Annotated in this window: 22 protein-coding genes and 1 pseudogene; 14 read left to right on the top strand and 9 right to left on the bottom strand. The window is 73.3% G+C overall.

Annotated features, from left to right (window positions below):
- Positions 1-67: 67 nt before the first annotated feature.
- The 5 genes from BLU95_RS16455 (at position 68) to BLU95_RS16435 (ending at position 5,862) form a co-directional block, all read left to right on the top strand.
- Entirely contained in the window at positions 68-1,714 is a 1,647-nt protein-coding gene (locus tag BLU95_RS16455) for a peptide ABC transporter substrate-binding protein (protein WP_093860682.1), read from the top strand.
- 93 nt (positions 1,715-1,807) lie between these two features.
- Positions 1,808-2,752 (top strand): ABC transporter permease, encoded by a 945-nt coding sequence (locus BLU95_RS16450; protein WP_093860681.1) that lies wholly within the window; start codon positions 1,808-1,810, stop codon positions 2,750-2,752.
- Entirely contained in the window at positions 2,745-3,740 is a 996-nt protein-coding gene (locus BLU95_RS16445; RefSeq protein ID WP_093860680.1) for an ABC transporter permease, read from the top strand. Before BLU95_RS16450 ends, BLU95_RS16445 begins: the two co-directional genes overlap by 8 nt.
- A gap of 15 nt (positions 3,741-3,755) precedes the next feature.
- Positions 3,756-4,850: an ABC transporter ATP-binding protein gene (locus BLU95_RS16440; protein ID WP_173862060.1), complete on the top strand. Its 1,095-nt coding sequence runs from the start codon at positions 3,756-3,758 to the stop codon at positions 4,848-4,850.
- Entirely contained in the window at positions 4,843-5,862 is a 1,020-nt protein-coding gene (locus tag BLU95_RS16435; protein WP_093860678.1) for an ABC transporter ATP-binding protein, read from the top strand. The genes BLU95_RS16440 and BLU95_RS16435 overlap by 8 nt, the downstream gene beginning before the upstream one ends.
- A 72-nt stretch (positions 5,863-5,934) precedes the next feature.
- On the opposite strand, the gene BLU95_RS16430 is transcribed toward BLU95_RS16435, so the two are convergent.
- The 5 genes from BLU95_RS16430 to BLU95_RS16410 all read right to left on the bottom strand — a co-directional run bounded on the left by BLU95_RS16430 (position 5,935) and on the right by BLU95_RS16410 (position 11,987).
- Positions 5,935-7,653: an ABC transporter family substrate-binding protein gene (locus tag BLU95_RS16430; RefSeq protein ID WP_093860677.1), complete on the bottom strand. Its 1,719-nt coding sequence runs from the start codon at positions 7,651-7,653 to the stop codon at positions 5,935-5,937.
- Between the two features lie 115 nt (positions 7,654-7,768).
- Entirely contained in the window at positions 7,769-10,117 is a 2,349-nt protein-coding gene (locus BLU95_RS16425) for a hypothetical protein (protein WP_093860676.1), read from the bottom strand.
- Between the two features lie 229 nt (positions 10,118-10,346).
- Entirely contained in the window at positions 10,347-10,811 is a 465-nt protein-coding gene (locus BLU95_RS16420) for a DUF6113 family protein (RefSeq protein ID WP_231978597.1), read from the bottom strand.
- Positions 10,808-11,761: an N-acetyl-1-D-myo-inositol-2-amino-2-deoxy-alpha-D-glucopyranoside deacetylase gene (gene mshB, locus BLU95_RS16415; protein WP_093860675.1), complete on the bottom strand. Its 954-nt coding sequence runs from the start codon at positions 11,759-11,761 to the stop codon at positions 10,808-10,810. Before mshB ends, BLU95_RS16420 begins: the two co-directional genes overlap by 4 nt.
- Before the next feature lie 31 nt (positions 11,762-11,792).
- Entirely contained in the window at positions 11,793-11,987 is a 195-nt protein-coding gene (locus BLU95_RS16410; protein WP_030307746.1) for a DUF2304 family protein, read from the bottom strand.
- A gap of 301 nt (positions 11,988-12,288) precedes the next feature.
- Here BLU95_RS16410 and BLU95_RS16405 point away from each other — a divergent pair, with 301 nt between their 5' ends.
- The 6 genes and pseudogenes from BLU95_RS16405 (at position 12,289) to BLU95_RS16385 (ending at position 18,627) form a co-directional block, all read left to right on the top strand.
- Positions 12,289-14,442, top strand: coding sequence for a S9 family peptidase (locus BLU95_RS16405; protein WP_093860674.1), 2,154 nt, complete (start codon positions 12,289-12,291; stop codon positions 14,440-14,442).
- Between the two features lie 386 nt (positions 14,443-14,828).
- A pseudogene (locus BLU95_RS16400) lies at positions 14,829-15,755 on the top strand (ABC transporter ATP-binding protein); the annotation flags it as partial.
- The gene (locus BLU95_RS16395; RefSeq protein ID WP_231978596.1) at positions 15,752-16,474 is read left to right on the top strand and encodes an ABC transporter permease; all 723 of its coding nucleotides are present in this window, start codon (positions 15,752-15,754) and stop codon (positions 16,472-16,474) included. The pseudogene BLU95_RS16400 and the gene BLU95_RS16395, both read left to right, overlap by 4 nt.
- A gap of 8 nt (positions 16,475-16,482) precedes the next feature.
- Positions 16,483-17,724, top strand: coding sequence for a sensor histidine kinase (locus BLU95_RS16390; RefSeq protein WP_159424903.1), 1,242 nt, complete (start codon positions 16,483-16,485; stop codon positions 17,722-17,724).
- An 85-nt stretch (positions 17,725-17,809) separates the two neighbouring features.
- A complete protein-coding gene (locus BLU95_RS42290) occupies positions 17,810-17,950 on the top strand; it encodes a hypothetical protein (protein ID WP_159424902.1) in 141 nt (46 codons plus the stop codon).
- A 44-nt stretch (positions 17,951-17,994) separates the two neighbouring features.
- On the top strand, positions 17,995-18,627 hold the full coding sequence (locus BLU95_RS16385; protein WP_093860671.1) for a response regulator transcription factor: 633 nt from the start codon (positions 17,995-17,997) through the stop codon (positions 18,625-18,627).
- Positions 18,628-18,657: 30 nt separating this feature from the next.
- Here BLU95_RS16385 and BLU95_RS16380 read toward each other — a convergent pair whose 3' ends face one another.
- Both BLU95_RS16380 and BLU95_RS16375 read right to left on the bottom strand, forming a co-directional pair.
- Positions 18,658-19,539, bottom strand: coding sequence for a transglutaminase family protein (locus tag BLU95_RS16380; protein WP_093860670.1), 882 nt, complete (start codon positions 19,537-19,539; stop codon positions 18,658-18,660).
- Positions 19,540-19,607: 68 nt separating this feature from the next.
- Positions 19,608-20,594 carry a GNAT family N-acetyltransferase gene (locus BLU95_RS16375; RefSeq protein ID WP_231978595.1) on the bottom strand — a complete coding sequence of 329 codons (987 nt, stop codon included), beginning with the start codon at positions 20,592-20,594 and terminating at the stop codon, positions 19,608-19,610.
- Positions 20,595-20,766: 172 nt separating this feature from the next.
- Here BLU95_RS16375 and fdxA point away from each other — a divergent pair, with 172 nt between their 5' ends.
- Both fdxA and dapC read left to right on the top strand, forming a co-directional pair.
- The gene (gene fdxA / locus BLU95_RS16370) at positions 20,767-21,093 is read left to right on the top strand and encodes a ferredoxin (RefSeq protein WP_030061559.1); all 327 of its coding nucleotides are present in this window, start codon (positions 20,767-20,769) and stop codon (positions 21,091-21,093) included.
- 22 nt (positions 21,094-21,115) lie between these two features.
- On the top strand, positions 21,116-22,267 hold the full coding sequence (gene dapC / locus BLU95_RS16365; RefSeq protein ID WP_093860668.1) for a succinyldiaminopimelate transaminase: 1,152 nt from the start codon (positions 21,116-21,118) through the stop codon (positions 22,265-22,267).
- A 124-nt stretch (positions 22,268-22,391) separates the two neighbouring features.
- On the opposite strand, the gene BLU95_RS45850 is transcribed toward dapC, so the two are convergent.
- Both BLU95_RS45850 and BLU95_RS16355 read right to left on the bottom strand, forming a co-directional pair.
- Entirely contained in the window at positions 22,392-23,177 is a 786-nt protein-coding gene (locus BLU95_RS45850) for a hypothetical protein (protein WP_052708937.1), read from the bottom strand.
- A 304-nt stretch (positions 23,178-23,481) separates the two neighbouring features.
- Entirely contained in the window at positions 23,482-24,510 is a 1,029-nt protein-coding gene (locus BLU95_RS16355) for a VldE C-terminal domain-containing protein (protein WP_093860667.1), read from the bottom strand.
- Positions 24,511-24,722: 212 nt separating this feature from the next.
- Between BLU95_RS16355 and dapE the strand changes: the two genes are divergently transcribed.
- Complete coding sequence (gene dapE / locus BLU95_RS16350; protein WP_093860666.1) at positions 24,723-25,796, top strand: succinyl-diaminopimelate desuccinylase; 1,074 nt, start codon at positions 24,723-24,725, stop codon at positions 25,794-25,796.
- The last annotated feature ends 55 nt before the right edge of the window (positions 25,797-25,851 follow it).

Here is a 25,851-nt window from a genome sequence, read left to right as displayed (position 1 = left end):
CCGTGCGCGGCACACCGACTGGCGGGGCGCCGTTCGTTCCCAAGCCCCTAAATCGAGGAGCAGTTGAATGAGGCTCACCAAGACGATGCGCTGGACCGCGCTGGCCGCGTGCACCGCGCTCGCGATCTCCGCGTGCACCACCGGCAGCGGCAAGAAGTCCACGGACGGGGCGAACGCGTCGGGCAAGAAGGGCGGCTCGATCAGCATCGAGTCGGGTGAGCCGCAGCACGGTCTGATCCCGCAGAACACCGCGGAGTCCGAGGGCGCCCAGGTGCTGGCGCAGGTCTTCGCCGGCCTGGTCGAGTACGACCGGAAGACGAACGAGCCGGGGCTGCGCGTCGCCGAGTCGATCGAGACCCCCGACAGCAAGGTCTGGACGATCAAGCTGAAGGACGGCTACACCTTCCACAACGGCGAGAAGGTCACCGCGCAGTCCTTCGTCGACGCGTGGAACTGGGGCGCCAACCAGGACAACGCGGCCGAGGGCCTGCCCTTCTTCTCCAAGATCGAGGGCTCCGAGGAGCTGTCCCCGGGCAAGGACAAGAAGCCGACCACCGACAAGCTCAAGGGCCTGAAGGTCGTCGACGACAAGACCTTCACCGTCACGCTGAGCGCCCCGTTCTCGCAGTTCAAGGTCATGCTCGGTTACACCGCCTTCTACCCGCTGCCGAAGGCCTTCTTCCAGGACAAGAAGAGCTTCGAGGAGTCCCCGATCGGCAACGGCCCGTTCCAGATGGACGGGAAGTGGGAGCACAACCAGCAGATCAAGCTCAAGCGTTACGAGAACTTCCCGGAGGCGGACGGAAAGGCCAAGCTGGATTCCGTCACGTTCAAGATTTACGACAAGCTGGAAACAGCCTACAACGACCTCCGGGCCAACAACATCCAGATCACCAACAAGCTCCCGATCTCGGCGATGGCGACCGTCGCCCAGGAATTCGGTGACCGCTACATCTACAAGCCGGAGTCGGGCGTCGGCTTCATCGGCTTCCCGATCGCGACCAACCCGGCCGCGTACGGCAAGCCGGAGATCCGCAAGGCGATCTCGATGGCGATCGACCGCGAGGCGATCACCAAGACCATCTTCTCGGGCACCCGCGTCCCGGCCGACGACTTCATCAGCCCGATCATCCCGGGCTACCGCAAGGGCGCCATGGGTGACGCGGCGAAGTACGACCCGGCCAAGGCCAAGCAGGTGTGGGACGCCGCCGGCGGCGTCCCGAACAACACCATCGAGCTGGGCTACAACGCCGACGGCGGCCACAAGGAGTGGATCGAGGCGGTCGGCAACCAGCTGAAGAAGAACCTCGGCGTCGAGGTCACCTTCAAGCCGTTCGAGAAGTTCGGCAAGATCCTGGACGCGCTGGGCGCCAAGGAGTACTCCGGCGCCTTCCGGATGGCCTGGCAGATGGACTACCCGTCCATGGAGAACTACCTCCGCCCGATCTTCTCGAAGGTCGCGATCGAGAACGGCTCGAACTACGGCGGTTACGTCAACGAGCAGTTCGAGTCGCTGCTGGACCAGGCCGACCAGGCGAAGTCGGTGGAGGACGGCCAGAAGCTGTACCAGCAGGCCGACGACATCCTGATCAAGGACCTGCCGTACATCCCGGTCTACACCTACATGACCTCGGCGGCCTACACCAAGGGTGTCAAGAACGTGGTCGTGGACGCCCAGAACCGCATCGACCTGGCCAACGTCGAGCTGGCCTGACCTCCGTCCAGTCCGAACGGCACGCCGTGACGGGCGGCGCGGGCAACCTCCGCGCCGCCCGGTGCCGGCGTGCCCCGATCATGAGGAGACCGCATGGGCCGCTATGTGGTCCGCCGGATCATCCAGGCCATACCTGTGATCCTCGGCGCGACGTTCCTGATCTACGCACTGGTCTTCCTGCTGCCTGGTGACCCCATCGCCGCACTGGCCGGTGAGAAGAGGCAGGACCCCGCCGTCGTGGCCGTCCTGCGGGACCGGTACCACCTCGACGACCCGTTCTTCGTCCAGTACTGGGACTACCTGACCGGCCTGTTCAAGGGCGACTTCGGCGAGGACTACCGGGGCAACCAGGTCGTCGACGTGATGCAGCGGGCCTTCCCGTACACCATCAACCTGGCGTTCGTCGCCCTGGCCATCGAGATGGTGGTGGGTGTCACCGCCGGCGTGATCGCCGCCCTGCGGCGCGGCAAGTTCATCGACAACGTGGTGCTGATCTCGACCCTCATGGTCATCTCGATCCCGGTCTTCGTGATCGGCTTCGTGCTCCAACTGGTCATCGGGGTGAAGCTCAACACCGACTACGGCATCGACTTCTTCCCGGTCTCCTTCAACGAGGAGGCCGGTTTCCGTTCGTACCTGCTGCCGGGCTACGTCCTGGCCTCGACCTCGCTGGCGTACGTCGCCCGGCTCACCAGGACCAGCCTGATCGAGGTCATGCGGGCCGACTACGTCCGTACGGCGGTGGCCAAGGGGCTCAGCCCGCTGCGGGTGGTGGTCCGGCACGGCCTGCGCAACGCGCTGATCCCGATCGTCACCTTCCTGGGCATGGACCTCGGCGGCCTGATGGGCGGCGCGGTCATCACCGAGGGCATCTTCAACATCCCCGGCGTCGGACACCAGCTCTTCCAGTCCGTCTACCTGCGGGAACGCACCATCGTCGTGGGCATCGTGAGCGCCCTGGTGATGGTCTACCTGTTCGCCAACCTGGTGGTCGACCTGCTGTACGCCGTCCTGGACCCGAGGATCCGCTATGAGTGAGCCGACGAAGAGCGAGAACACGGGCGCGGCGATCCCGGGGCAGTCCGGCTCCGGGCCGGCCGCGGGAGGGCCGGCCGCGGCGGCGGCCCCGGCGACCGGCAGGGGTTCCGGCGCGCCGGACGCCGGCAGCGAACGGGTCGCCAGCCTCTGGACCGACGCCTGGACGGACCTGCGGCGCAGCCCGCTGTTCCTGATCGGCGGCTTCCTGGTGCTGTTCATGGTCGTCCTCGCGATCGCCCCGCAGCTGTTCACCGACGGGGACCCGCGGGCCGGCGGCTTCTGCAACCTGGCCGACTCGTTGAAGCGGCCCAGCGGTTCGCACTGGTTCGGCTTCGACGTCCAGGGCTGCGACATCTACACCCGCACCATCTGGGGCGCCCGCAACTCCATCATCGTCGGCATGGTGACCACCACGCTGGTGGTCCTGGTCGGCGGCAGCCTCGGTCTGTGGGCCGGCTGGATCGGCGGGATCGGGGACAGCGTGCTCTCCCGGGTCACCGAGATCTTCTTCGCGATCCCGCTGCTGCTCGGCGGCATGCTGATCATGTCCACCTGGGGCGAGGGCAACGCCTGGACCGTCTCCGCGGTGATGGCCGTGCTCGGCTGGCCGCAGATCTACCGGCTGATGCGCTCGGCGGTCCTGGCCAACAAGCACAACGACTACGTGGTGGCCGCCCGGGCGCTCGGGGCGGGCACCGGCCGGATCGTCGGCCGGCACATCCTGCCGAACGCCGTCGCGCCGGTGATCGTGGTCTCGACGATCAACCTGGGCGTGTACATCGGCGCCGAGGCCGCGCTGTCCTACCTGGGCATCGGCATCCAGTCCCCGGCGATCTCCTGGGGCCTGATGATCAGTGACGCCCAGGCCCGCTTCCTGAACGCCCCGCACGTGCTGCTCTTCCCGGCCGCGGTGCTGAGCGTCACCGTCCTGGCCTTCATCATGCTCGGCGACGCGGTGCGCGACGCCCTCGACCCGAAGCTGCGCTGAGGAGGGCCGCGGACCATGACTGACATGACGAAACCGGCGAGGGACGGCGCCGGGCCGGGCCCGGACGCGGTGCAGCTGCTCGGCAGGGGCCGGGAGAGCCTGGTGCCCGGAACGCCCCTGCTGGAGGTCGACGACCTGCACATCGAGTTCCACACCCGGGACGGCGTGGCCAAGGCCGTCAACGGGGTGAGCTACTCGGTGGCGGCGGGGGAGACACTGGCGGTGCTCGGCGAGTCCGGTTCGGGCAAGTCGGTGACCGCGCAGGCGATCATGGGCATCCTCGACATGCCGCCGGGGCGGATCACCAACGGCTCGATCCGGTTCCGGGGCGAGGACCTGCTCACCATGAGCCCCAAGGCGCGGCGGGCGGTGCGGGGCCGGAAGATCGCGATGATCTTCCAGGACGCGCTGTCCTCGCTCAATCCGGTGCTCAGCGTCGGCTACCAGCTCGGCGAGATGTTCCGGGTGCACCAGGGCGCAAGCCGCAAGGAGGCCAAGGAGAAGGCCGTCGAGCTGATGGAGCGGGTGCGCATCCCCGCCGCCAGGCAGCGCGTCGGCGACTATCCGCACCAGTTCTCCGGGGGCATGCGCCAGCGCATCATGATCGCGATGGCGCTGGCGCTGGAGCCGGACCTGATCATCGCGGACGAGCCGACCACCGCGCTGGACGTCACCGTCCAGGCCCAGGTGATGGACCTGCTCGCGGAGCTGCAGGCCGAGTTCAACATGGGGCTGATCCTGATCACGCACGACCTGGGCGTGGTCGCGGACGTCGCGGACAAGATCGCGGTGATGTACGCGGGCCGGATCGTGGAGACCGCCCCGGTGCACGAGCTGTACGCCCGCCCGGCGCACCCGTACACCAAGGGCCTGCTCAACTCGATCCCGCGGCTGGACCAGAAGGGCCAGAACCTCTACGCGATCCAGGGCCTGCCGCCGAGCCTGCTGCGGATCCCGTCGGGCTGCGCCTTCAACCCGCGCTGCGACCGGGCCCAGGACGTCTGCCACACCGAACTCCCGCGCCTGGTCCCGGTGCTGGACGCCGAGGGGGCCGACCTGCCGGGCCGCCGCAGCGCCTGCCACTTCTGGAAGGAGACCCTCCATGGCTGAGCCGATCCTGGAGGTCAGGGACCTGGTCAAGCACTACCCGCTGACCCAGGGCATCGTCCTCAAGAAGCAGGTCGGCGCGGTGCGGGCGGTGGACGGCGTCTCCTTCTCGCTGGTCAAGGGCGAGACGCTGGGCATCGTCGGCGAGTCCGGCTGCGGCAAGTCCACGCTGGCCAAGGTGCTGATGAACCTGGAGAAGGCGACGTCGGGCCAGGTGCTGTTCAAGGGCGAGGACATCACCCGGCTCACCGGCGCCGGGCTGAAGGCGGTGCGCCGGAACATCCAGATGGTGTTCCAGGACCCGTACACCTCGCTGAACCCGCGGATGACGGTCGGCGACATCATCGGCGAGCCGTTCGAGATCCACCCCGAGGTGGCGCCCAAGGGCGACCGCCGCCGGGCGGTGCAGGACCTGCTGGACGTGGTGGGTCTGAACCCGGAGTACATCAACCGGTACCCGCACCAGTTCTCCGGCGGTCAGCGCCAGCGCATCGGCATCGCCCGGGGCCTGGCGCTCAAGCCGGAGCTGATCATCTGCGACGAGCCGGTCTCGGCCCTCGACGTCTCGGTCCAGGCCCAGGTGATCAACCTGCTGGAGCAGCTGCAGAACGAGTTCCAGCTGTCGTACATGTTCATCGCGCACGACCTCTCGATCGTGCGGCACATCTCCGACCGGGTCGGTGTGATGTACCTCGGCAAGATGGTCGAGATCGGGACGGAGGAGGAGATCTACTCCCACCCGACCCACCCGTACACCCAGGCGCTGCTGTCCGCGGTGCCGGTGCCGGACCCGACCGGGCGCGAGCACCGCGAGCGGATCCTGCTCAGCGGTGACATCCCCTCGCCGGCCAACCCGCCGTCCGGCTGCCGCTTCCGCACCCGCTGCTGGAAGGCGGAGGAGCGCTGCTCGACCGAGATCCCGCTGCTGGCGGTGCCGTCGACGCTGCGCGGGCCGGCCGCGCACGAGTCGGCCTGCCACTTCGCGGAGGTGCGGGACGTGATCGGTTCGGGCTGACCGCGCCCGGCACCGCCCCCGGGGCCCCGGAGTCGACGCGACTCCGGGGCCCTTCCGGTGGCCGGACCGGCGTCACTTCTGGAAGCCGACGTTCTCCCAGACGATGTCGGACAGGCCCTGGGCGCCGATGTTGGCGAGGTCGGCGCGGCTCCCGTACAGCTGCGGGCGCTGGTAGAGCGGCAGCACTCCGGCCACCTTCCACAGTTCGGCGTCGGCCTGGTTGATGGCCTCGAAGGCGCCGGCCGCGTCGCCCGCGGCGGAGGCCCGGTCGAGTGCGGCGTCGACGGAGGGGCTGCCGGACTGGGAGTGGTTGGTGCCGCCGTTCTGGACGAAGTTGGCCCGGTTGCCGCTGGCCGGGAACGGCGTGCCGAGCAGCGAGTAGGCGGCGATGTCGAAGTCCCGCCGGTTGACGTACTTGTCGAAGTACTCGTTGGGGTTGGCGGTGACCGTGGTGACCTTCACCCCGACCTCCTTGAGCATGCCGGTCGCGACGGCGGCCTCGTTCTGCGCCTGGGTGACCCCGGCGGGGATGACCAGCCGCAGATTGAGCTCCTTGCCGTCCTTGCGGCGGACGTCGCCGTCGAGCTTCCAGCCGGCCGCGTCGAGCTTGCGCACGGCCTCGGCCGGGTCGTAGCGGCTGAGGCCGAGGGAGTTGTCCCGGTAGGCGTTCTGGTTGGCCACCAGCAGGTGGTTGTTGAGGGTGACGGTGGGCCAGTCGAGCCCGGCCAGGTCGGAGCGGGCGATGACGTCCCGGTTGATCGCCTGGAACACGGCCTGGCGGACGGAGGGATCGGTGAGCGCCGGGCTGCGGCCGTTCAGGGTGAACTGGCGGAAGTCGGGCCCGCCGGCCCGGCGGACGGCGGCCCCGGGGGTGCTGCGGATCAGCTGGTAGCCGGCCACGTCCGGGCCGTTGTTGAACAGGTCGATCTCGCCCTTGTTGAAGGCGGCGGCCATCGTGTTGGGCAGCATCGCGCGGAAGACGATCCGGTCCAGCAGCGGCTTGTCGCCCCACCAGGCCGGGTCGGCGACCAGGGTGACGGTCTGTGCCGCCCGGTCCATCCGCTCCACCTTGAACGGGCCCGCGGTGACCGGGATGGCCTCCAGGTAGGAGGTGTTGAAGAGCTCGGGGGTGGAGATCCGGCTCGCGGGCAGCAGCGGGGCGTTGGCGGCCCCGTTGAACATCGACTGCCACTCGGAGAACGGCCGCTCGAAGGTCATCACGGCCTGGAAGTCGTCCTTGCCGCGCTCGACCGCCGAGACCAGCTCGAAGCCGGTGCTGCTGGCCGACCGGTAGGCCGGGTCCTTGCCGTTCAGCGCCCGCCAGTTGGCCTCGATGTCGCGCCAGGTGATCGGGGCGCCGTCGGACCAGTGGGCCTTCGGGTTGAGCGTCCAGACCACCACCTGCCGGCCGTCCCGCTGCTCGCTGTGCGCGTCCTGGAGGTAGGCCGGGTTGGGGGTCTGGGTGCCGGCCGCGTCGGAGCGGAAGAAGGTCGGCAGCAGCGGCTTGGTGACGGCGATGGTGGACGACTCGCCGCCGTCGGTCTGGACCGGCGACCACTGGGTGGAGTACTGGGCCACCGCGACCCGCAGGGTGCCGCCCTGGCGCAGCTCGGCGCGTTCGTGCGGATTGATGTCGACGGCGGTGAGCTTGGGCGTCTCGAGCGAGCTGGGGAGGGCCCTGGCGTCGGCTCCGGAGCTGTTGCCGGGACCGCAGGAGCACAGCGTCAGCGAGAGCGAGACGGCGGTGAGACCGGCGAGCAGGGCCGTGCGGTGGTACAGGGGGCGGCCCATGGTGGTTCTCCCGGGACGGATGCGGCGGACGATAGGCGTCACATCTTGCTGACCGGGGACCGGAGTTGTCGAGGGGCGGGTCCGGATCCGGACCCGCCCCCGGGTAACGGTTCGATCAGACCGGGAACTTGAAGGTCCGGTCCTTGTCGCCGCTCTTCTCGAACAGCGCGGTCACCTGGTCCGCGACGTCCTGCGGGGTGATCGGGACGAGCTGGCCGTTCTTCTTCGTCTTCACCTTGTCGAAGGCGCCGGCGAGCTGGCGGTTCAGCGCGTCGAGGTCCCACTTCGGCACGAGCTTGCCGTTGGCGTCCGGCACGAGGGTGAGCGCCGCGGCGGCGGTCTTCGGGCCGAAGTCGAACTTCTTGGCGCCGGCCGTGATGTGGATCTGGCCGTTCGTCACCGACTTGCCGAGGGTGTCCGCCGCGCCCTGGAGGGCCTGCGGGGAGGTCTTCGGCTGGGCGGCCGTGACGGCGAGGGCGATGGGCTGCTCCGGCTTGCCCGCGGCGCGGTCGCGGTAGGCCGTGTCGACCAGGTCGACGGCGGCGGCGGAGTCCACGGCCTGGCCGGCCTTGCCCGGGACGACGACGGCGTCGCCGTTCTCGGCGAACTTGACGTAGCCCTCCTGGAGCCCCTGGCCGGATCCCCCGGCCAGCGCCTCCAGCGCGGACTTGAGCTTGGCCCGGTCGACCTTGACCTCCGGCGGGACGGCCTTCTCGCTGCCCTTGAGCGACTTGAGGACGTCCACCGGGTTGTAGGAGTGCTGGGTGAGCCGGTCGACGGTGGCCGTGGTGTCGAAGGCCAGCCCGGCGGCGGTCGGGTCGAGGTCCACGGTCTGCTCGCCGACCTTCAGCTTGACCGGCTGCTGGCCGGCCTTGCCGACGCTCTCGTCGAGCTGGTGGATGGCCTGGTCGCGGTTGCTGCCGCCGATGTCCGTGCCGAGCACCACGGTGCCCTTGGGGATGTCGGACTGGTTCAGCATCAGCCCGGTGCCGTAGGCGGCGGCGCCGAGGAAGGCCACGCCGACGACCGCGTAGGTGGTGAGCTTGACCAGCTTCTTGGCGGCGCTCGGCCGGGGCTTGGCGGCCGCGGCGGGCTTGGCGGCCGGCGCGGGCTTCGGGGCGGACGGGCCGTCCGCCGCCGGTGCGGCGGGCGGTGCGGAGTCCGCGCCGCCGGGGTGCGGGTGGGCCCGGGGGGCTCCGGGGTGCGGGCCGGCGGGCGCCCCCATGGCGTCGGGGACGCCGGGGAACAGGCTGCCCGGGGCGCCCTGCGGGCCGGCGGCCGGCGGGCGCTGGGCGGCGAACGGGTCGGCGCCGGCCGGGGCGGAGGCGAACAGGCCGGGCTGCGGGCCGCCGCCCGGAGCGGCCGGTCCGGCGGGGGCCCCGGGTATGGGGCCGGCCGGGGCGTTGCCGCGGACCGGGGCGAAACCGTCGACCGAGGTGTCCTCGGGGTCCGCGGTGCCGGGCCCGGCGGGGGCCTGGCGGCCCCGGCCCTGCGCGGCAGCGCCGGGCAGGCCCGGGCCGGGGTTGAACGGGTCGGCCCCGGGGTTGAACGGCTCGGGGCCGGGGCTGAACGGGTCGGCCGGGCCGCCGGTGGCGAAGGGATCGGCCGGGGCGCCCGGCGCGAACGGGTCGACCGGGCCGCCGGTGCCGAAGGGGTCGACCGGGGCACCGGGCGCGAACGGGTCGGCCGGGGCGTCCGCGTAGACGCCGGCCTCGTCGGCGGGCAGCTCGCCGCCGGCGCCGTACGGCGAGGCGGGCGCGCCGGTCGGGCGCGGACCGGGGGCCTGCGCCTGGGCCTGGGCGGGCACCGGGCGGCCGTTGGCACGGGCCGCGGCGGGGCGCTCGGTCTGCGGGCGGCCGCCCTCGGGACGGGCGCCGTTCGGCCGGGCGGTGCCGCGCTGGGCCCCGGCGGGCGCCGCGGCCGGGGCCACCGCGGCGGCGGGAGCGCCGGCCGGCACCGTGGCCGGGGCGGCACCCTCGCCGGGAGCGGCCTTCTTCTGCCGGGGGCGGAACCAGGCACCGGTGGACTCGGCCTCGGAGGTGGCCGGCGGGATCTGCCACTCCGGCGGCAGGTCCGGCGGGGTGGAGCGGCCGCCGCCGTCCATCACACCGAGCACCGGGGAGGCGGGCGCGGCGGACCGGTGGCGGGGGCCGGCCGGGTCGGCGGCGGGCGCGGGGGCCTCCTCGCCGGTGCCGTCCTCGTTCTTGACCGTGCTGCGCACCACCACCGGCGGGATCGGGCGCGAGCCGGGGATGTTGATCCGGACGCGGGTGGTGAGGGTGGTCTCGGTCTTCGGGCTCTCGTCCTCGGCCTCCGGAGCCGAGCCCTTGGCGGCGGCGCCGGCACCCGCGCGGTCGCCGCCGGGGAACCCCGGTGTGCCGTAGGGCGGGGTGCCCGACGGGTAGGCGTCCGGTCCCGTGCGCCGAGGCGTCGGGTGGGCGTTGTCAGATTCGCGGCTGCTCAATGCTGCTCTGCTCCGGGTTCGCGGGCCGGGCCGTGCGGCGCGACCGCGGTTGTCGGCGCCGGACCAGGCGGGCGGCGTCGGGTACGGCGTTCTGCGGCACCACCATACTGGGAAGAACCGGCCGGTGAACCGGTTCGGACAGATCCCGATACGTCCGGTTCCTCCGGTATGAGAGTACGACCGGACGGTATTGACTGCCCGTCGTACCGGCCACCGTACGCGGATCCACTCAGGGGCGGCGCGGCGGCCCCGGAACGCCGGGGAACCAGCCGGCGCGGGTCGGCAGGGTGGCGCAGATCACGCCGAGGATCGAGCCGACGAACAGCCAGCAGAGCGACGTGGCATTGGTCCAGAGCACGTTGTCCCCCTCCGGGCGGGGCACCATCACCAGCAGCAGGGCCAGGAACCAGCCGGCCGCCGGGACCCCCGCGCCGAGCCGGGTGCCGGTCACCCGCAGGCCGCCGTAGAAGGTGGCGGCGGTGGCGGCGAGTGCCAGCAGGACTCCCACGGGCGGCCACAAGGCCTGCACAAATGCTCCGCAGATCGACACCGCGATGCCCAGCAGGAAGAACAGGACATAAGCCGCGATCCGTGCGACGCGCGGGGGCTGGGGCTCCTTCAGCCGCTCGTCCCGGCTGCCGAGCAGCGCCGCCGGGATCGAACGGCGCGCGGGCCGGGCGTCGGTCGCGGTCATCGGGCGGGCTCCTCGGGGGTCGCGGTGGGGGTCGCGGTGGGGGCTTCGGGGCCGGGGCCGCCCGTGGTGGCGTCGGCGTCGGAACCGGCGAAGAGGTCCTCCTCCGGCAGTCGCGACCCGGCCCGGCCGCGCACCAACTGGTAGTACTCGGTGGCGAGCAGCGGCTGGCCGAGATCGTTGGAGAGCGCGAAGAAGGCGCCGTCCACGGTGATCTGGGTCGCGTGCGCGGCCATCGCGGCGGCCTTGCGGTCGGCGTACGCGGTGCCGTCCACCACGGTGGTGACCAGCTCGTCGGCCACCACGCCGGGGACGTCGGCGGCCTGCGCCACGCCCGGGAACGGCGCCTTCGCGGCGGTCTCGGCGAGGCCCCGCTCGATCACCGACCTGGGCACCCGGTTCCAGTAGACCTTGGCGATCCGCCAGGCCGGGCCGAGGTCGGGCCGGTGGGCGGGGTCGGCGGCCAGCTCGTACGCGCGCATCGCGACCCGGTGCGCCTGGATGTGGTCGGGGTGCCCGTAACCGCCGTCCTCGTCGTAGGTGACCAGTACCTGCGGGCGCACCTCCCGGACCACCGCGGCCAGCCGGTCGGCCGCCTCGTCCACGTCGGCCTGCCAGAAGCAGCCGGGCACGTCGTTGTCGGGCACGCCCATCATCCCGGAGTCGCGGTAGCGCCCCGGGCCGCCGAGGAAGCGGAAGTCGGTGACCCCGAGTTCGGCCATCGCCCGCGTCAGCTCGCCGATCCGGTGGGCGCCGAGGGCGTCCTCCCGGTCGGCCGTCAGCCGGGCCAGCTCGGGCGGGATCACCTCGCCGCCCTCGCCGAGGGTGCAGGTCACCAGGGTGACCCGGGCGCCCTCGGCGGCGTACCGCGCCATCGTGGCGCCGTTGTTGATCGACTCGTCGTCGGGGTGCGCGTGCACCAGGAGCAGGCGGCGTCCGGTAGTCGCGGTCATGGGGCGAAGCCTAACGACCGTACGGCGGGGGTCAGAGCTTCAGGCCGTTGATCATTCCGGCGAGGTTGCTGGTGACCTGGCTGATCGAGGGGGCGATGGAGCTGGACGCCAGGTAGAAGCCGAGCAGCGCGCAGACGATCGCGTGCGCGAGCTTCAGGCCGGAGCGGCGGATCAGCACCACCACGATGACCAGCATCAGCATGGCTGCGGAGATGGACAGGGCCATGGCTCACACCCCTTCCGGGTGCGCCGCTCCTCCCGGGGAGGGGCGGCGGTCGTACCGTGCGGGACTTGCGGTCGGGCGACCGGGGCCCGGGACGGAGCCTGACGATCACTCGTGGACCAGTCATACCCGATCAGTGAGGCGGGCATTACGTTGAGTGAGGCCGCGCACCCCGGGGCACAGTCGCACGCAAGGGGCGCATGGGCCGGTCGGAGGGGGTGCGACCCCCGTCCGGGCGTACTTGCGCACGATGCTCCGAACGAGTGATCACCACCGGTGCGGCGGCGTCATAGGGTCTGGTGCCATGACCACCCACACCCCAGCGGACACCTTCCCGAGGCAGTACGCGCGCACCCTGCGCTACACCGTCGGCGCTCCCCGGTCGTTCTCCGTCGCACCCGACGGCTCCCGGGTCGTCTTCCTGCGCTCGCCCTCCGGCGGCGACCGCGCCAACCTGCTCTGGACCCTCGACACCGCCACCGGCGAGGAGCGGATCGCCGCCGACCCGGCCGTCCTGCTCGGCGGTGGCGAGGAGGACCTCTCCCCGGCGGAGAAGGCCCGCCGCGAGCGCAGCCGCGAGGGCTCGGCCGGCATCGTCGGCTACGCCCTGGACGGCGCGGGCCGGCTCGCGGCCTTCGCCCTCTCCGGCCGGCTGTTCGTCGCCGACCTGGTCGCCGGCACCGCCACCGAGCTGCCCGCCGAAGGCCCGCTGGTCGACCCGCGGCTCTCCCCGGACGGCGTCCACGTCGCCTACGCCAATACGGCCGGCGAGCTGCGGCTCACCCGTACCGACGGCACCGGCGACCGCGCCCTCGCCTCGCCCGAGGGCCCGAACGTGACCTGGGGCCAGGCCGAGTTCATCGCCCAGGAGGAGATGGACCGCGACCGGGGCCACTGGTGGTCCCCCGACAGCGACCTGCTGCTGGTCGAGCGGGCCGACGACACCCCGGTGCGCCGCTGGTGGATCGCCGACCCGGCCAACCCGGACCGCGAGCCGGCCGAGGTCGCCTACCCGGCCGCCGGCACCCCGGACGCCGAGGTCGGCCTCTGGCTGCTCGGCCTGGACGGCAGCCGCACCGAGGTGGTCTGGGACCGCGCGGCCTTCCCCTACCTGGCCCGGGTGCACTGGTCCCGGGGCGGCGTGCCGCTGCTGCTGGTCCAGTCCCGCGACCAGCGGGTGCAGCGGATCCTCGGTCTGGACACCGCCACCGGCGCCACCGAGCCGCTGCACGAGGAGCGGGACGACATCTGGCTGGAGCTGTTCCCGGGCGTCCCGGCCTGGACCCCGGACGGCAAGCTGGTCCGGATCTCCGACGAGTCGGGCGCCCGCGCCCTGGTGATCGGCGGGAACACCGTCACCGGCCCCGACCTGCACCTGCGCTCGGTGCTCGCGGTCACCGCCGATGAGGTCCTCTTCACCGCTTCCGGCGGCGCCGCCGAGACCGACCCCGAGCCCGGCTGGGTCGCCGTCGGCCGGATCGGCCACGACGGCAAGCGGCTCTCCTGGGAGGCCGCCAACGGTCGCCCGTTCACCTCCGTCACCACCGCCGTGCACGCGGCGGGCATCACGGTGCGGGCCACCGCCGAGCCCGATCTGCCCGGCACCCTGGTGCGGGTCTCCCGGGACCTGCCCGAGGGCGTCGCGGTCGACGACATCGCCACCGTCGCCTCCTACGCGGAGACCCCGGTGATCACGGCCAGGCCGGTGTTCCGCTTCGCGGGCGAGCGCCGGATCCCGGCCGCGGTCTTCCTGCCCACCGGCTACGACCGGGAGCGGGACGGCCTGCTGCCCGTCCTGATGGACCCGTACGGTGGCCCGCACGGCCAGCGCGTCGTCCAGGCGCACAACCCGCACCTGAACTCCCAGTGGTTCGCCGACCAGGGCTTCGCGGTCGTCGTCGCCGATGGCCGGGGCACCCCCGGGCGCGGCCCGGCCTGGGAGAAGTCGATCGCCTTCGACTTCGCGGGGGCGACCCTGGACGACCAGGTGGACGCGCTGCGGGCGCTCGCCGCGGAGTTCCCGCTGGACCTCGACCGGGTCGCGATCCGCGGCTGGTCGTACGGCGGCTACCTGGCCGCGCTCGCCGTGCTGCGCCGCCCGGACGTGTTCCACGCGGCGGTCGCGGGCGCGCCCGTCACCGACTGGCGGCTCTACGACACCCACTACACCGAGCGCTACCTGGGCCACCCGGACGAGCGGCCCGAGGTGTACGAGGCCAATTCGCTGACCGGCCACGCGGCGGGCCTGGAGCGGCCGCTGATGATCATCCACGGCCTCGCCGACGACAACGTGGTGGCCGCGCACACCCTGCGGCTCTCCTCGGCGCTGCTCGCCGCCGGTCGCCCGCACACCGTGCTGCCGCTGTCGGGCGTCACCCACATGACGCCGCAGGAGGAGGTCGCGGAGAACCTGCTGCTGCTCCAGGTCGACTTCGTGAAGAAGTCGCTCGGCGGCTGAGTCAGGCCGCCGGTCCGGTGGGGGACGAGGGAGGGGGAGCGGAGCCGGAGCAGGGTGCCCGGGCCCGCGGACGAGCGGTGCCGGGGCGTACCCATCCCGCTCCCCCTGGGCCGCGTGTACCCGCACGGGGTCGATCTGTCCGGCCTCGACGTGGCCACACCGTAGCCCCGGCCACCGACAACCCCTCGGCCGCCGCCCGCTCCGTGCGTTCGGCATGACATCCGTCATGCCGAACGCACGACGGCGGTTACTGCCGCCGGACCCCGGTCGCGCGGGACTCTGAGGTGGTGCGAAGGACACCAGCCGCAGGGGAGAGGACCGGGACGATGGACACGGGAGAGGTCGCCGCCTTCAGGGGCGTCGGCAAGAACTACGGACGGGTACGGGCGGTGGACGGCCTGGACCTGGTGCTGCGGCCGGGCGAGACCGTCGCCCTGCTCGGCCCGAACGGCGCCGGCAAGTCCAGCAGCCTGGACCTGCTGCTCGGCCTGCGCGAGCCCGACCGGGGCAGCGTCACCCTGTTCGGCGGCACCCCGCGGGCCGCGATCGAGGCCGGCCGGGTCGGCGCGATGCTGCAGAGCGGCGGCCTGATGACCGACGTCAAGGTCCGCGAACTGGTGCGGCTCGCCTGCGAGGTCCACCCGCGCGGCCGGTCCGTCGCCGAGGTGCTCGAGGACGCGGGTGTCACCGAGCTCGCCGAGCGCCGGGTCGACAAGCTCTCCGGCGGCCAGGAGCAGCGGGTCCGGTTCGCCCTCGCCATCGCCGGGGCCAACGACCTGATCGTGCTGGACGAGCCCACCACCGGTATGGACGTCTCGGTCCGGCAGTCCTTCTGGGCGAGCATGCGGGCCCAGGCCGACGCCGGCCGCACGGTGCTGTTCGCCACCCACTACCTGGAGGAGGCCGACTCGATCGCCGACCGCGTCCTCGTCCTGCACCGGGGCCGGCTGATCGCCGACGGCAGCTCGGCCGAGATCAAGGCCCGGGCCGGTGCCCGCCGGATCACCTTCGAGCTGCACGAGGCGGACGGCCCGTTCGACGAGGCACCGCTGCGCCGGCTGCCCGGCACGCAGGGACTGGAGGTCACGGCCCGCGTCCCGGGCGTGCGGACGGTGCGGATCCGCACCGCCGACGCGGACGCGGCCGTCGCCGCCGTCTACCGGGCGGGCCTGTACCCGCGCGGTCTGGAGGTCACCGGACTGGGTCTGGAGCAGGCCTTCCTGACCATCACCGGCGAGCAGGACGCCGCCGGGGCCACCGAGTCCACCGGGACCGCCGGGTCCGCCGAGAACGTGCTGGAGCGTGCGCGATGACCACCCTGATCCGGCTGGAGATCCTGCGGACCTTCCGCAACCGGCGCTACCTGCTCTTCACGATCGCCTACCCGGCGCTGATGTACTTCTTCTTCATCCACGCCTACAGCGGGGACGAGCTGGCCGGCGGCCTCCCGGTGAAGACCTACTTCATGGTCTCGATGGCCACCTTCGGGGCGGTCGGCGCGGTACTGACCGGCAGCGCGCAGCGGATCTCGCTGGAGCGCAAGAGCGGCTGGGTGCGCCAGCTGCGGCTGACCGCGCTGCCCGGGCGGGCGTACACCGTCGGCAAGATCGCCGCCGCCGCGGTGACCACTCTGCCCGCGATCCTGGTGGTCTTCGCGGTCGGCGCGAGCCAGGGCGTCTCGCTGACGGCCGGGCAGTGGGCCGGTCTGGTGGTCGCCCTGTGGCTGGGCAGCTTCGTCTTCGCGGCACTCGGGGTGGCGCTCGGGTACGCGGCGGCGCCGGACTCGGTGCAGAGCATCGTCATGATCGCCTACATGGCGATGGCCCTGTTCGGCGGGACGTGGTTCCCGGTGAGCGGCTCGCTGGAGTCCTTCGCCCGGTTCGACCCGGTGTACCTGTACAACCGGCTGGCCGGCTTCACCCGGCCCGGACACTCCCTGGACACCGTCGCCGTCGCCGGGCTGGCGGCCTTCCTGGTGGTGTTCGTCGCCGCCGCGGCGGCCCTGTACCGACGCGACACCCGCCAGGCATGATGACCGACATGATCGAGCCGCGCCGGACCCACCGCACCGACGAACAGCCGGAGGCGGGGCCGGCGCGCTCGTCGTTCATGAACGTCCCCGGCGCCTCGGTGGAGACCGGACGGCAGCTGCTGGTGAAGGTCGCCTGGATGCTGCTGTGGATGATCTACCTCGCCTACCCGGTGGGCGACCTGCTGAACGGCGGTCACAGCGCCGGTGCCCGGGTGCTCGGCTGGATCTGCCTGGCGGTCTTCGTCGTCGGCTACGTCCTGCTGGTCGTCCTCCGCTCGATGCCCGGGATGCGGCCGCGGACCTGCCGGGTGATCGTCGCGACGATGGTGGCGCTCGCCGTGGCGTCCACCTTCGTGCTCGGCACCGCCTTCCTGTCCCTGTTCATCTACGCCTCGGTGTGCGTCGCGATCATCAGCCCGGCCCGCCACGCCCTGCGCGCGCTGCTCGCGATGGCGGTGCTCACCGCCGGGGTCGGCGTGCTGGCCCACGCCGACATGGACAACGTGTGGACCTTCACGCTCAGCGCGTTCCTCGCGGGCGCCGCGATGAGCGGCCTGCAACGTCTGGTCGGCACCATGAAGGAGCTGCGCGAGGCGAGGGCCGCCGTCGCGCACCTGGCCGCCTCCGAGGAGCGGCTGCGGCTCGCCCGCGACCTGCACGACCTGCTCGGGCACTCGCTGTCGCTGATCACCCTGAAGAGCGAGCTGGCCGGGCGGTTCATGGACGCCGGCAAGGACGAGGCGGCGCGGGCGCAGGTCGCCGACATCGAGAACGTCGCCCGGCAGTCGCTGATCGACGTCCGGGAGGCGGTCACCGGCTTCCGCCGGCCCACCCTGCCGGTCGAGCTGGCCGCCGCCCGCACCGCGCTGGCCGCCGCCCAGGTCACCCTGGAGACCGCGCCGGAACTGCTCGACGCCTGGCCGGGGCTGGCCGCCGAGGAGGCCGGCGCGCTCGCCTGGGCGCTGCGCGAGGCGGTCACCAACATCGTCCGGCACGGTGAGGGCGCCACCGTCTGCACCGTGCGGTCCGACGAGGCCTGGGAGGGGAACGGCGAGCGCTACGCCGTCCTGGAGGTCACCGACGACGGGCGCGGCCCCGGCAAGTCCCAGCCCGGCAACGGCCTCTCCGGGCTGGAGGAGCGGCTCGCCCTGGTCGGCGGCCGGCTGGAGACCGGTCCGGGCGAGCGGGGCCGGGGCTTCCGGCTGCGGGCCCTGGTGCCGCTGCGGACGACCTCCGTCGCCGCCCCGTAGCCGACTGGTCCGGGCGGCCGTACCCCGTCCCCCGGGTGCGTCGGCGCACGGGCGCCCGCCGCTGGCGGCGGGCAGCATGGCAGGCATGCCGAAGCCGGTCCTGGCGGTCCTCGTGGTCCTGTTCCTCTCCCTGCTGCTGTGCGCCGCGTTCACCGAGGCGGCCGGCCCGGCCCCGGGGGCGGCCCCCGGCGGCACCCGGACCGCGCCTCCCGGCCACCCCCGCTGACCTCCGCCCCCCGCCGGGGCGGGGACGCCGTAGGGTCGGGCGGCATGAGTGACAATCAGGGCGACCGGCCCACCGTGCGGGTGCTGTTGGCGGAGGACCAGGGGATGGTCCGGGAGGCGCTGGCCGCGCTGCTCGGGCTGGAGGGGGACATCGACGTCGTCGCCCAGGTCGGGCGCGGGGACGAGGTGGTGGACGCCGCGGTCGCGCACGACGTGCAGGTGGCGGTGCTGGACATCGAGATGCCGGGAATGACCGGGATCGAGGCCGCGGCACTGCTGCGGCAGCGGCGGCCGCAGACCAGGGTGGTGATCGCGACGACCTTCGGCCGCCCCGGCTACCTGCGGCGGGCGATGGAGTCCGGCGCGGACGCCTTCCTGGTGAAGGACGCGCCCGCCGCCGAGCTGGCCGAGGCCATCCGCCGGGTGCTGCGCGGCGAGCGGGTGATCGACCCGGTCCTGGCCGCGGCGGCGCTCGCGGAGGGGGCGAACCCGCTGACCGCCCGGGAGCGGGACGTGCTGGCGGCCGCGGCGGACGGCGCGGTGAACGCGGACATCGCCCGGCGGCTGCACCTGTCCGAGGGCACGGTGCGCAACTACCTGTCGATGGCGATCCAGAAGACCGAGGCCCGCAACCGCGCCGAGGCGGTCCGGATCGCCCGCGAGAAGGGCTGGCTCTGAGCCGACCGGCCGGCCGCCCCCGGCTCCGGCTCAGTTGAGCCGGTGCCGGGCGGCGCGGGCCTCCTGGCGGACCTTGGCGGCGGAGTCGGGGTCGAAGGCGTCCAGGATCGCGGCGTACTCGTCCATCTCCCCGGCCCCGCCCAGGAAGTCGCCGGTGCGCACCAGCAGTTCGGCGCGTTCGAGCCGCAGCTGGGCGGGGTGGCGGGGCAGCAGCAGCGCGAGTTCGGTGGCCCAGAGCTGGGTGCGGGCGTGCTCGGGCCGGTCGGCGGCCCAGCCGCGGATGTTGCCGAGCACCCGCAGCACGGTGTCCAGCGGCTGTGCGGGGGTGAGCAGTTCGGGCGTGAACTCGTGCCCGGCGGCGCGCACCAGCTCGGCCACCCCGTCGAGGTCGAGCAGCCGGCCGCCGTGGAAGGGGTCGGCAAGCACGTAGTCCTCGCCGCCCGCGGGCCCGCCGACCGCGACCACAAAGTGGCCGGGCAGGGCGATCCCGTGCACCGTGATCCCGGCCCGGCGGGCGACCGCCCACCAGACCAGCGACAGCATGATCGGCAGTCCGCGGCGGCGCCGCAGCACCTCCGGCAGCAGCGAGGACTCCAGCCGCCGGTAGTCGGACTTCCGCCCGTGGAAGCGCTCTCGGCCGCCGAGCACGGCGGCCAGCAGGGCCGCGGTCTCCTCCGGTCCGGCCGGGGCGCGTTCGGCGACGGCGCGCCGCACCGCGGCCGCGTGCCGTTCCAGCGCCGCCTCGCAGGCGGCGAGCAGGGCGTCGAGCGCGGGCGGTCCGTCGAGGCCGTCCGGGTCGGAGGGGTCGGGGGCGGGGGTGTGTTCGGCGGCCGCGAGCAGACAGAGCAGCACCGGATCGGGGTGCTCGGCCCTGGCCTCGGTCCGGAAGCGTGCTCTGCTCTGCTCGGTCACGGCGGTGGCGGCGGCTTTCGTACGGACGGGCGGGGAGGACGGGACGCGCGGGGGAGCGGCCGGGACTCCTACCCCTGCGGCAGGAGTGCGTACTGGTAAGTGTGACTGGTCGTGAAGCCCAGCTCGTCATAGAGCGCGATCGCCCCGGAGTTCTCCGCCCCGACCTGCAGGTACCCGCCGGTCGCGCTCTCCTCGGCGGCCCGGGCCGCGAGCACCGCCATGACCGCGGTGGCCAGTCCGGCCCGGCGCGCGTGCGGGGCGACCTCGACCGCGCCGAAGCCGGCCCACGGCCCGTCGACGACGCAGCGTCCGACGGCCTGCGGCGTCCGGTCGGGACCGGTGCCCGGCACGTCGGCGAACCAGACCGACGGCCCGCCGTTGACCACCCGCAGGGCGGCCTCCTCCTCCGCCGGGCCGCCGCCCGCCCGCCGGTACAGCGACAGCCGGGCCGCGTCGGCGGTCCGGGAGAGCCGCACCCGGTCGAGGGCGGCGGGCGCGCCGCCGCGGGCGAGTCCGGCCAGCGGCGCGACCCGGACCAGGGTGCGCGTCGTCCAGGTGGCGCCCCGGCGCTCCAGCTCCTCCCGCAGGCCCTCCGGCGAGCCCGGGGCGCTGACCTCCAGCAGGGCCGGCAGCCCGCGCGCCGCGTACCAGGTGCGGACGGCCGCCAGTGCCCGGTCGAGCGGCAGGCCGGGATCGCCGAGTGCCAGGGCGGAGTTGGCCCGCCGGGTGAAGCCGGCCGAGGCCCGCAGGGTCCATTCGCCCAGCTGCTCCTGCTCGACGGCCGGCCAGCCGCGGGCGGCGGTCCGCCGGAGCCCGACCGGGTCGACCGGCGGCAGCGGCGCGCGCCGGGCGGGGAAGAGCGGCACCGTCTTGCCCGCGACCAGCAGCCGCTCGTCGAAGGAGACCGGTCCGCCGGTCCGCGGCACCACCGTCAGGCCCTCGTCGTCCCAGGAGACCAGCACGCCGATCACGTCGCGGAAGACTGGCCGGTTGTTGTCGGCGAAGCCGGTCAGCCGTCGTACGGAGACCCTCCGGCCCACGTCGGAACGATCCATCCGGACCTCCGGACGGTCCTGAACCGGCCCTTCGACGGCCATCTGGGCACCTCCTGTGCATTTGCGGTCTCCGACCCGCGATACTAGGGGCGGGCATCGACGACACCGCGCTCACCCGCGCACGCGAGAAAACAGAATGGGCCTCCGAGCCCTTCCGAGGAGGAACGACAGCGTGACCTACGTCATCGCGCAGCCTTGTGTCGACGTCAAGGACAAGGCCTGCATCGAAGAGTGCCCGGTTGACTGCATCTACGAGGGCGAGCGATCGCTCTACATCCACCCGGATGAGTGTGTCGACTGTGGCGCTTGCGAGCCGGTCTGCCCGGTCGAGGCGATCTTCTACGAGGACGACACTCCGGAGGAGTGGAAGGACTACTACAAGGCGAACGTCGAGTTCTTCGACGACCTCGGTTCGCCCGGCGGTGCCTCGAAGCTCGGCCTGATCGAGCGCGACCACCCGTTCATCGCCGCTCTGCCGCCGCAGAACGCCGACCACTGACCGGATCGGTGGCAATTCAGCTGTGACTACCAAGAACAGCACGCTCGCGCCGTTCCCGGGCCACCCGGGGGCGGCGCGCCGCGTTTCCGACCTCCTGCCGGTGTTCCCCTGGGACAAGCTGGAGCCCTACAAGGCCACCGCGCTCGCCCACCCGGGCGGGCTCTGCGACTTCTCCGTGGGCACCCCGGTGGACCCGGTCCCCGAAGTGATCCAGAAGGCGCTCGCCGCCGCCACGGACACCCCCGGCTATCCGACCGTGTGGGGCCCGGCGGAGCTGCGCGGGGCCGTCGCCGGCTGGCTGCGGCGCCGGCTCGGCGCGGAGATCGGACCGGAGGCCGTCCTGCCGACCGTCGGCTCCAAGGAGCTGGTGGCCTGGCTGCCGACCCAGCTCGGCCTCGGCCCCGGCGACCAGGTCGCCTACCCGCGGCTGGCCTACCCGACGTACGAGGTGGGCGCCCGGCTGTGCGGTGCCGAGCCGGTCGAGTACGACTCGGTGGACGAGCTGGACGGCTCCCGGGTGCGCCTGCTGTGGGTCAACTCGCCGTCCAACCCGACCGGGCGGGTGCTCGGTGCCGAGGAGCTGCGCCGCACGGTGGCGTGGGCGCGCGAGCACCGGGCGCTGCTGGTCAGCGACGAGTGCTACTTCGAACTCGGCTGGGAGGCGGAGCCGGTCTCGGTGCTGCGCCCGGACGTCTGCGGGGAGGGCCACGAGGGCCTGCTCGCGGTGCACTCGCTGTCCAAGCGCTCCAACCTGGCCGGCTACCGCGCCTCCTTCGTGGCGGGCGACCCGGTGGTGGTCAGGGAGCTGCTGGAGGTGCGCAAGCACGGCGGCATGATCGTGCCGGCCCCGGTGCAGGCCGCGACGGTGGCCGCGCTCGGCGACGACGCGCACGTGGCCGAGCAGCGGGAGCGCTACGCGGCCCGGCGGGCGGCGCTGCGGGCGGCGCTGGAGGCGTACGGCTTCCGGATCGAGCACTCGGAGGCGAGCCTCTACCTCTGGGCGACCCAGGACCGGCCGTGCTGGGAGACCGTCGCCGAGCTCGCCGCACTGGGCGTCCTGGTGGCGCCCGGCGACTTCTACGGTCCGGCCGGGGACCGGTTCGTCCGGGTGGCGTTCACCGCGACCGACGAGCGGGTCGCGGCGGCGGTGGAGCGGCTGAACGCGGCGCGCTGACCGGCGGGAAGGCCGAAGGGGCCGGTGTTCCGAGGAGGAACACCGGCCCCTTCGCCGTCGTCGTACCGGGGTGCCGCCGACCCCGGGGGCACGCGAGCGGCGGGGGGAACGCGCCGGGGCCGGACTAGAGACCGAGGCCGCCGCCGTTGACGCCGCCCAGCAGGCCGCCGATCGGGCCGAGCGCGCCGGTGAGGCCGCCGAGGCCGTTCAGCGGGCTGTTCGGGCCGAGGTCGGCGCCGCCCAGGCGGTTGGCCGAACCGTGCTCGGCCAGGCCGAGCACGTCGGCGCCGGGCAGACCGGAGGTCAGGCCGCCGGGGACGGCGCGGCCTACGGCGCCGAGCGGCAGCGCGTCGGTGACGGCGTTGGTGCTGGGGACGGCCTGGGTCAGCCCGCCCGCGCCCGGGACGGCGTTGGCGACCGCACCGGCCTGGGAGAGCCCGCCGACCGGGTTCGCGCCGCTCTGCGCGCTGCGCTGCGGGCCGGCGGCGTGGCCGGTGACGGCCTCGCCGAGCTTGCCGGCCAGGGTCTTGGCGACCTTCGGGGTGACACCCGACAGCTGGCCGGTGGTGGCGGCGGTCTGGTCCACCGGGGCGGTCAGCGAGCTGGCCTTCTCGTTCGCCTCCGGGAGCTGCTGGGCGACGATGTTGCCGGTGGCGTCCGCGGTGGCGGGCACACCCGCGGCGACGGTCGCGGCGCCGGTGGTCCCGGCGGCCTGGCCCAGCTCGTGGGTGGTGTGCTGCAGGGTGGAACCCGTGTCGGTGTTGGTCAGCTGGCCCAGTGGGGCGGCCAGGTCGCTCTTCGGCAGCAGGGCGTCCGCGGCGGACGCGGAGCCGGCCGCGACCAGCGGGGTCGCGCCGGCCGCCACGAGCAGTGCGGCCTGGGCGATCCGGCGCGTGAGGGGGTGAGACATGGGGCTCCTCGAAAGGGGTCTGGGTCCGTTCCGTCCGCCGGGCGGACGACGGTGTTACCGCTTGAGAAGCCAGAAGGTTTCGGCCGGTGCAAGGAAAACGTCGTACCGACCATCCGACGGTATGACCGCGCGAGGAGCCGCTCCCGGGGCCGGGCCGGAGCCGCGGGCGCACGGCGGGCCAAGGGGAGTGACGGTTCTGCACCCCGTCCGGCCCGGCGGACCGTCCGTCCACCTGCGTTGACGCGAATCACTCGTACGGCGGCAACCCGGACACCAGTGCGTCAGCGGCCCGCAAGCCCCGGTCTCAGCCCTTCGCGGGAGCCGCCAGCGAGACCAGCACCAGCTTGGTCGACGTCCCGGTCGACTGCGGCTTCCAGCCGTCCTCGGACTTCGCCTTCCGCCAGATCCGGCCGTCGTAGGCGACCGTCTCGATGCCCAGCCGCTGCGCCTGCGTGACCGCCCAGTGCGCCACCGCCCAGCCGTTCTGCCGTTCGGCCTCCGGCCCGGAGTCGGTGGACGCGGTCGGGTCCGGGGTCAGCGAGACGGCGTTCTCGGCGCCCTTCACCGTGGAGGTGTAGCCGGCCGCCGGGGTCACCGTCCGGCCGAACTCGCGGCGCACCCGGTCGCTCAGCACCTGCGCCCGGTCCGGGCGGGCGGCCGCCGTCGCGTCGGAGGTCGGCGCGGCCCCGGCCGGGGCCGGCGGGAACTGCTCCTCGTCGGTGTCCGCGGCGGCGAAGTCGTGCACCACGCAGTTCAGCGAGGCCGCCTCCCGGCCGGTCAGGGCCGAGGCCAGCAGGGTGGCCTTGGTCTCGTGCTTGGCGTAGGCCTGCGGGTACCCGCTCTTCTGCACCTGCTGGGCCGCGTCGGTCAGCGGCAGCCGGGTGTAGCCGGGCACCTTCACCAGGCCGTCCAGGAACTTGTTGGTCGCGTAGACCGGGTCCATGATCTGCTGGACGGTGCCCCAGCCCTGCGAGGGCCGCTGCTGGAACAGGCCCACCGAGTCCCGGTCGCCGCCGGCCAGATTGCGGATCTTGGACTCCTGCATGGCGGTGGCCAGCGAGATGGTCACCGCCCGGTCCGGCAGGCCGCGGGCGTGCGCGACGGCGGCGATGGTGGCGGCGTTGGCGGCCTGCGGGACCTCCAGCGTCCCCTCGCCGGCCGGGGTCTTCACCGAGCAGCCCTCGGGGGTCAGCAGCTTCTGGTCGCGCAGCCAGTAGAGGCCCACCGCGACCACGGTCAGCACCAGCAGGACGATCAGCACCGCGCGCACCGGCCTCCGGCGCCGCGGCGGCGCCGCGTCCCCGTCCTCGCCGCCGCTCTTCCGCCTGGCCACCGCCGCCCCTCTCCACCGAGCACTCCGAACCGACACCGTACCCACTCGGACGGGTGTGCGGCGGCGGACGGTTGCCCCCGGACCGCACCGAAGGCGTCACGGCCCGGCCACGGCCCGGACCCGTCCGGGAGCGGGCGGGGCGCCGGTCAGGAGCGGGCCGGGAGCGGTGCGGGATCCGTCCGCGCCCCCGGACGGGACTACGCTGGACGACCATGAGCAGCTCGAAGACGCCCCTTGACCTCACCCTCGACGGCGGCGCGCTGACCGCCCAGCTGGTCGACTTCCCCTCCGTCAGCGGCGACGAGCAGGCGCTCGCCGACGCCGTGGAGGAGGCCCTGCGGGCCCTCCCGCACCTGACCGTCGACCGCTACGGCAACAACGTCGTCGCCCGGACGGACCTCGGCCGCGCCGAACGCGTCCTGCTCGCCGGCCACATCGACACCGTGCCGATCGCCGACAACCTGCCGTCCTGGGTCGAGGGCGACCTGCTCCACGGCTGCGGCACCTCGGACATGAAGTCCGGCGTCGCCGTCCAGCTCCGGCTCGCGGCCACCCTGCCCGAGCCCAACCGGGACCTCACCTTCGTGTTCTACGACTGCGAGGAGGTGGAGGCCCACCGCAACGGCCTCGGCCACCTCGCCCAGGCCCACCCGGACTGGCTGGCCGCCGACTTCGCGGTGCTCATGGAGCCCAGCGGGGCGGTCGTCGAGGGCGGCTGCCAGGGCACCCTGCGCGCCCAGGTCCGGCTCACCGGCGTCCGGGCCCACTCGGCCCGCAGCTGGCTCGGCGACAACGCCATCCACCACGCCGGCGAGGTGCTGCGCCGGCTCTCCGAGTACCGGGCGCGCAAGGTCGACATCGACGGCCTGGAGTACCACGAGGGCCTCAACGCGGTGCGGATCGACGGCGGAGTGGCCGGCAACGTGATCCCCGACGAGTGCGTGGTGACGGTCAACTTCCGTTTCGCGCCGGACCGCGACGAGGCCGAGGCCGAGAAGCACGTGCGCGAGGTCTTCGACGGCTTCGAGGTCACCGTCACCGACTTCGCCCCGGGCGCGCTGCCCGGCCTCAACCAGCCGGCCGCCAAGGCCTTCCTCGCCGCCACCGGCGGCACCGCCCGGGCCAAGTTCGGCTGGACCGACGTGGCCCGGTTCAGCGCGCTCGGCGTCCCGGCGGTCAACTACGGCCCGGGCGACCCGAACATGGCGCACAAGCGCGACGAGCACTGCTCGCTGAGCGCGATCGCCGAGACCGAGGAGCGGCTGCGCGCCTGGCTGACGGCCTGAACCCGGCGGACGGCCGGACCGGTCCCGCGGCCGGTCCGACCGTCCGACCATCGGC

It is taken from the genome of Streptomyces sp. TLI_053 (genome assembly GCF_900105395.1).
Lineage (GTDB): Bacteria > Actinomycetota > Actinomycetes > Streptomycetales > Streptomycetaceae > Kitasatospora.
Note: the sequence above shows the minus strand (reverse complement) of the source record. Positions and strands in the feature narration are given on the sequence as shown.